Here is a 6,283-nt window from a genome sequence, read left to right as displayed (position 1 = left end):
CTACCCACGGCCCAACTGGCCGTGCTGGTGCTCACCGTGGCGGCCGTGCTGGTGCTGGAGTTGCTCAACACCGCCACCGAAGCGGTGGTGGATCTGGCCATCGGCCGCCAGTTCCACCCCCTGGCCAAGATTGCCAAGGACTGCGCCGCGGCGGCGGTGCTGGTGGCGGCTCTGTCGTCACTGATGATCGCCCTGCTGCTGCTTGTGCCACCGCTGCTGAGCCGGCTGGGCCTTTGAATGGGGGCAGGCCAGGCGCGGCGATGCTTCTCGTTCTCGACAACTACGACAGCTTCACCTTCAACCTGGTGCAGTATCTGGGCGAGCTGGCCGCTGAGCACCCGATCGCGGCCAAGGTGAGGGTCGAACGCAACGACGCCCTGACCCTGGAGCAGATCCGTGCGCTGGCCCCGAACGCCATCTTGATTTCACCGGGCCCCGGCGACCCCGACCAGTCGGGGGTCTGCCTGGAGGTGCTACAGCAGCTCAGCCCCACCATCCCCACCCTGGGGGTGTGCCTGGGCCACCAGTCGATCGCCCAGGTGTACGGCGGCAAGGTGGTGCGGGCCAAGGAGCTGATGCACGGCAAGACCTCACCGGTGCTCCACAGCGGCCAAGGTGTGTTTGAGGGTCTGCCCAACCCGCTCACCGCCACCCGCTACCACAGCCTGATCGCCGAGCGCGAGACGCTGCCCGACTGCCTCGAAATCACCGCCTGGCTCGACGACGGCACGATCATGGGCCTGCGCCACCGCGATTTCCCCCACATTCAGGGGGTGCAGTTCCACCCCGAAAGCGTGCTCACCCAAGAGGGTCACGCCCTGCTGGCCAACTTCCTGAGCCAGGCCAGCCAGCCAGCCACAGCAAGTCAGTTGGGTTAGCTTCACTGCGATTGCCGCTTCTCCATGCGCCCGCTGCCCACCTTCGCTGCTCTCACCTTGAGTTCGCTCGGCCTGGGCGCCGCATTGCTGGCAACTGGCCCAGCCCTCGCAGGCAGCGGCGTCACGATCACCAGCTACGGCCACAGCGCCCTTTTGATCAGTGGTGGCGGGGCCAGCGTGCTGGTTAACCCCTTTAAAGCAGTGGCCTGTGCCGCCGGACTGGCCGAACCCCGGGTGAGTGCCACGGTGATCCTGGCCAGCAGCCGACTACTGGATGAGGGTGCCCCGGTGGCCAAGGGCAAGATGCTGGTGGATCCAGGCTCCTTCAAGGTGAGTGGCCTTTCAATCGAAGGCATCGCCGGCCCCCACGACCGTGTTGGTGGGCGCCGCTTCGGCCAATCCACCCTGTGGCGCTGGAAGCAGGGCGGCCTCGACATCGCCCACCTAGGTGGCACCGCGGCCCGGCTCAGCCCCGCCGACAAGGTGATGTTGGGTCGTCCCGACGTACTTATCATCGGCGTGGGTGGCGGCGCCAAGGTGTACACCGGTGCCGAAGCCGCCGAAGTGGTGCGCGAGCTCCAGCCCCGCCGCGTGATCCCGGTGCAATTTGTGAGCGGCAAAACCCCCAAGGACTGCGACCAAACCACGGTGCAACCTTTCCTTGATGCCATGGCCGGCACCCCGGTGAAGCGACCTGGCCGCACCCTCAGCCTGCCGGGCAAGCTCGGCGATGGCATGGTGATCGAGGTAATGCGCTAAGCGGCCTGCAGATAGGCAGCCCAGAAACGCTGCATCTGCTCGGTGGTGCCGATGCTCACCCGCAAGGAGCCGTCGATCAGAGGTTTGGCCGCCATCGAGCGCACCAGGATGCCCGCCTGCCGCAGGCGCTGCTCCACCTCGGCAGCTGGGCTCTCGGGCCAGATCAGCAGGTAGTTGCCACCTGCGGCGTGATGCCGCACCCCAGCCGCTTGCAACTGCTGCACCAGCCAGTCGCGGGCCCGCAGCACTTCGGCCACATAGCTATCCACATAGGCCTGGTCCGCCAAGGCCGCATGGGCGGCAGTCACGGCGAAGCTGTTGATGTCGTAGGGCCCCGTGACGCGCCCGATGCGATCAATCACCGGCGCCGCCCCAATGGCAAAACCGATGCGTAGACCAGCCAGGCCGGAGGTCTTCGCCAGGGAGCGCAGCACCAGCAGATTCGGCGTGGCAGCGAAATCGACGGATGGCAGCACGCTGTCGCCAGTGAAGGCCTCATAGAGCTCATCCACCACCACCAAGGTGCCAGGCGCCGAGGCCGCCAGCTCCAGGATCAACTCCGGTGCTAGCCGGGTGCCGGTGGGGTTGTTTGGATTGCAGATCAGCAGGATGCGTGGGCAGCTCTGTAGTGCCGCCCGCAGCTCCTCTAGGGGGAAGCCAAAATCAGGCAGCAGGTAGGGGATGGCCTCAATCGCCATGCCCTGCATCTGGGCGCAGGGGGTGTAGTAGCCGAAGGTGGGCGATGTGGTCAGCAGCGTGTCGCCCCGGTCGCCATAGGCATGAAAAATGGCATGAAGTGCCGCGTCTACGCCGTTGAAGAGGCCGATCTGCCCTGGGGTGAGCGGCTGGCCGAGGCCAGTTGCAGCGAGATTGGCAACCACCGCCTCCCGCAGGCCGTCGTACTCGGGATAGACGGCGTACTGATCGGCGGGGATGGCACGGATTGCCTCCACCACCTGCAGACTCGGCCCCACGGTGTTCTCGTTGAAGTCGAGCCGAAGCAGGCCCCGGCGGCCCTCAAGCGGAGCGCTGTAGGCCTGGAGGCCTTCAACCTCGGGGCGCGCCTGGGGAAGGCCTGGAATCAACATAGGACTACCCGTAGAATTATCACCATAAGCAATGGACTTTTGTCTCGGCAATCGAAACGCGATGACTTCGCAGCCTTCCTTGCAGGTCGCGTTGTCAAACTCGCGGCAAATGCAATGCGCCCCATTTTTTATTTACATTACTGGCTATTACCAAAACAACGCTTCCAACTCGCAAATATCAGGGCCAAATCAGTCGATTCAGCACAGACAATCGATAGCGATAGCAGGCTAAATGCTGGCCTAGTCCCTAAGATAATCTGGCAAACTAACTACACCAATAAAGTTAGCCTGCCCATTAAGACTGCTTGGTACTGGAATCGACTTCTCTCTAGAAGCTACCAATACTGCTTCCACTCTACCGAAGATCGCCTTGCCTTTGTAGAGCAAAACTTTCCTGGCAAGCCCGCAGAGCTTTACAAGCGGCTAACTATTGGGGCCGCCCAAGCCGACCTATGGCGCCTAATGGTGCTCTACAAGCACGGTGGCGTTTATATGGATATTGACTCTCACTTCGTCTGGCCACTGGATCGATTTATCGAAGCTGGGACTTCGGAAATATTCTTACGCTACAAAAATAAAGCCGCTACCAATTATTTTATTGCAAGCGCTCCCGCCAATCCAAATATCAAGGCATTGCTAGATGAGGTGCTTTGTCGAATCGAAACCTCACAAAGAAACAATGTCTACGAGATAACAGGCCCATCCGTCTTTCAAGATGTTCTTGCAAACAAGAGTCACGCTTGGCGCCTAGCTCAACATACCTGCTTGCAAGGAAACTTCTCAAACAAGTTTTTCCAATATCTTGATAAGCCACAAGGATGCTGGACGCAAGAGCAAAAACTTCGCCGCGTTGTTCACCATTAAGCCAATGCTTAGCAAAACGCACAAAATTGATAAGAAAAGCGAGTCAACCAATCTAACCATTGCAGTTCTTGCTCTCAATGAGGCAAGCATGATTACAAGCTGTCTTGAATCTGCCAGCTTTGCCGAACAGATCCTTGTAATCGATTCAGGCAGCAGCGACGACACCATGCTGATTGCTCGCTCCCTAGGTGCTGAGGTGCACAGCTATGCTGACTGGCAGGGATTCGCAATTCAACGCAATCGGGCACTCGAACATTGCCGCCAAGACTATGTGTTTTTTCTTGACTGCGACGAAATAATTCCAGCAAACCTTGCCAAGGAAATCCTTGAAATTGTTAAGCAAGGAATGGTCAATCGAGGCTTAATTCGGTGGGATGATTTCGTATTTGGGAAGCGCCTGCAAGGCATCCACCAGACAAAAGGAGTAGCCCGACTCTTTAAAATTCATGACATACTCGAGTTTAGAGGCCAAGTACACGAGAGTGCTGTGCTTAAAGCCCCCGAAATAACTCATGTTTTCAACACTAAGCTCATCCATTATTCTCGCAGAACTGTATATCAAAGCCTTCTCAAGCTTGGGCAATACTCACAGCTAGCGGCAATCAGCCTGAGAAAGTCAAAAAAGAATATCGGCGTGCTAGCAGGCCTAATGCACGCCATTCCTCGCTTTCTAAAGCTTTACTTTATCAAAATGTCATTCCTCAGCGGCGCCGAAGGCTTTCTTTACAGCTTATTTATAGCGCTGGAAGTATTTTTCAAATACTGTGCTGCTCGCTACGATAACGACTCGACCGCCAACAATCCGGTGCAACGCTAATCCAAGCAGGCGAATGCTTGCCTTAACCACCCCAAATACCAAAATTTTGACGGAAATAGTCTATACATTGTTTATTTGCTGCCTTCCTATCATGACCTTTGTAGACAAGATTTCTTAGAGCCGCATGCTCAACCTCATTCGAAGTTTCTTTTATAATTGGCTTAGACTTAGCATTCAACCAAATTGGAATACCTTGGCCTTCAAGGCAACCAGAAAGCCAAACATCATCAACGGTCCATAAAATATCTGGAATTCTCCAAGCGGAGTCACCAAAAAAATTAGGCCTTACCATTACACCACCCCACCCCTCTAAAATATCAACATAGCCTGACTCAGTCCACTTTAATGACTTCCACTGGCCTAAGCTTAATATCCTACGAGTTCTATATCTCAAGCCTCTACGTATCGGCGTCGCCTGTGGGTGGCGGCATGAAGCCCAACTGCTGCTGTTAGCATAGTGAGGATGCGACAGATGGCTGCCCCGCTCACAGATTGCACAATCTGGATGCTCCTTTGATGCATCTAAAAATCTTTGAGCCCAATCACGATCATAGATTTTGTCATCATCACAGTAGAGGATGCATGCGTCTTGCCCATAATAATCACGACAAGCAGGCAAAACCTTCGTTGCAGGCCCGAGATCTTCATCTACCAAGCGAAGATTGACTCCCTTTGCCAGCACAGGCAAGTCTGACTGAGCATAGCTGAAGCGCTTATAATTCCGGGGGATATAAAGATTGACAGCTGCCACCTCCGCCGTCTGACTGAGCAACGAGCTCAGGCACTCCTGCACATACTTAAATCTTGGCGGAATGGTTGTCAAAGAAATGATGAGTTTCGTCATTACAAATTAGCGGCGATACCACATGCAAAAGGGTTCAAAACCAAAGAATGCTGATCTTTTATGCAACAGAAAAATCCTTCGACTATCCACTTGGCCAAGCCTCATTCCTCATAGAAGCCCAGAGAAAGTCTACAGCTCAACCTAATTCCTCTAGGGGTCAGGCCGACTGAGCAGAGGCGAATTATGATAAGCAGATGAGAAACGAAACCTCCTGAATGGCATCCAATCAGGCTTAGCAAGAATAATCCGGAATTTAGGCTTATTGATCTCTCGGCAGCGTCTCACATCCGCTCCAAGGTGGGGATACCCAGCAGGCCAAGTCCCAGGGCGAGGGTGTCGGTGGTGAGGCGGCAGAGCGCGAGGCGGGAAGAGCGGGCCGGCTCCTCGGCCTTGAGCACCGGCACCTGGTCGTAGAAGCGGTTGAACACCTGGCTGAGCTCAAACAGGTAGTTGCAAAGCCGATTCGGCAACAACTCCTGCTCCACTTCAGCAATCACCCCATCAAACTTGAGCAGCTCCCGCACCAGCGCCCACTCCTGCGCTTCGCTGAAGGTGAGTGAAGCAACGGCGCCAGCCCCCAGATCGCCGCCCTTGCGGGCGATGCCGGCGATACGCACCACCGCATAGAGCAGATAGGGCGCCGTGTTGCCAGTAAGTGCCAACATCCGATCAAAACTGAACTGATAGTTGGTGATCCGATTGGTGCTGAGGTCGGCGTACTTCACCGCCGCCAAGCCCACGGAGGGCGCCACCTGCTGGATGAAGGCCTCGTCTTCGCTGCGCTGCTCATCGGAAAGGCGCTGACGCAGATCAGCCTCTGTGCGCTCCACCGCCTCATCGAGCAGGTCCTTGAGGCGAACCGTGTCGCCGGAGCGGGTCTTGAGCTTTTTGCCATCGTCGCCCTGCACCAAACCGAAGGGCACGTGCTCGACGCCGCAGTGGGAGGGAATCCAGCCCGCCCGCTGGGCCACCTGGAATACGCCAGCAAAATGGCTGGCCTGGCCCGCATCGGTCACATAGATCACTCGGCTGG

At 56.8% G+C, this 6,283-nt stretch carries 8 protein-coding genes; 5 read left to right on the top strand and 3 right to left on the bottom strand.

Annotated elements, in window-relative coordinates:
• From KBY85_RS15525 to KBY85_RS15515, 3 genes are all read left to right on the top strand, one after another.
• On the top strand, window positions 1-237 hold a 237-nt coding region (locus KBY85_RS15525), incomplete at its 5' end, for a diacylglycerol kinase family protein (RefSeq protein ID WP_254962368.1).
• 23 nt (window positions 238-260) lie between these two features.
• Window positions 261-878, top strand: a complete 618-nt coding sequence (locus tag KBY85_RS15520) for an aminodeoxychorismate/anthranilate synthase component II (RefSeq protein WP_254962366.1) — start codon at window positions 261-263, stop codon at window positions 876-878.
• A 24-nt stretch (window positions 879-902) separates the two neighbouring features.
• A complete protein-coding gene (locus tag KBY85_RS15515; protein ID WP_254962365.1) occupies window positions 903-1,637 on the top strand; it encodes an MBL fold metallo-hydrolase in 735 nt (244 codons plus the stop codon).
• Here the strand turns inward: KBY85_RS15515 and KBY85_RS15510 are convergent.
• The gene (locus KBY85_RS15510; RefSeq protein WP_254962364.1) at window positions 1,634-2,725 is read right to left on the bottom strand and encodes a histidinol-phosphate transaminase; all 1,092 of its coding nucleotides are present in this window, start codon (window positions 2,723-2,725) and stop codon (window positions 1,634-1,636) included. The genes KBY85_RS15515 and KBY85_RS15510 overlap by 4 nt on opposite strands.
• 39 nt (window positions 2,726-2,764) lie before the next feature.
• Here KBY85_RS15510 and KBY85_RS15505 point away from each other — a divergent pair, with 39 nt between their 5' ends.
• Together KBY85_RS15505 and KBY85_RS15500 are read left to right on the top strand one after the other, a co-directional pair.
• Window positions 2,765-3,589: a glycosyltransferase family 32 protein gene (locus KBY85_RS15505; RefSeq protein ID WP_254962363.1), complete on the top strand. Its 825-nt coding sequence runs from the start codon at window positions 2,765-2,767 to the stop codon at window positions 3,587-3,589.
• Window positions 3,590-3,593: 4 nt separating this feature from the next.
• Window positions 3,594-4,406: a glycosyltransferase family 2 protein gene (locus KBY85_RS15500; protein WP_254962362.1), complete on the top strand. Its 813-nt coding sequence runs from the start codon at window positions 3,594-3,596 to the stop codon at window positions 4,404-4,406.
• A gap of 22 nt (window positions 4,407-4,428) precedes the next feature.
• Here the strand turns inward: KBY85_RS15500 and KBY85_RS15495 are convergent, their stop codons facing one another.
• Together KBY85_RS15495 and argS are read right to left on the bottom strand one after the other, a co-directional pair.
• Entirely contained in the window at window positions 4,429-5,250 is an 822-nt protein-coding gene (locus tag KBY85_RS15495) for a glycosyltransferase (protein WP_254962361.1), read from the bottom strand.
• A gap of 281 nt (window positions 5,251-5,531) precedes the next feature.
• Window positions 5,532-6,283: arginine--tRNA ligase (argS, locus tag KBY85_RS15490; RefSeq protein ID WP_254962360.1), on the bottom strand; the 752-nt coding region annotated here is incomplete at its 5' end.

The organism is Cyanobium sp. BA5m-10, assembly GCF_024346255.1.
Classification (GTDB): Bacteria; Cyanobacteriota; Cyanobacteriia; order PCC-6307; family Cyanobiaceae; genus Cyanobium_A; species Cyanobium_A usitatum.
The sequence above is the reverse complement of the archived record's forward strand: the minus strand, read 5'-3'. Positions and strand labels throughout refer to the sequence as shown.

Bases quoted from the DNA above. Each gene is read 5' to 3' on its own strand.
- KBY85_RS15520 (WP_254962366.1), top strand. From the start codon at position 261: ATGCTTCTCGTTCTCGACAACTACGACAGCTTCACCTTCAACCTGGTG.
- KBY85_RS15515 (WP_254962365.1), top strand. From the start codon at position 903: ATGCGCCCGCTGCCCACCTTCGCTGCTCTCACCTTGAGTTCGCTCGGC.
- KBY85_RS15510 (WP_254962364.1), bottom strand. From the start codon at position 2,725: ATGTTGATTCCAGGCCTTCCCCAGGCGCGCCCCGAGGTTGAAGGCCTC.
- KBY85_RS15500 (WP_254962362.1), top strand. From the start codon at position 3,594: ATGCTTAGCAAAACGCACAAAATTGATAAGAAAAGCGAGTCAACCAAT.
- KBY85_RS15495 (WP_254962361.1), bottom strand. From the start codon at position 5,250: ATGACGAAACTCATCATTTCTTTGACAACCATTCCGCCAAGATTTAAG.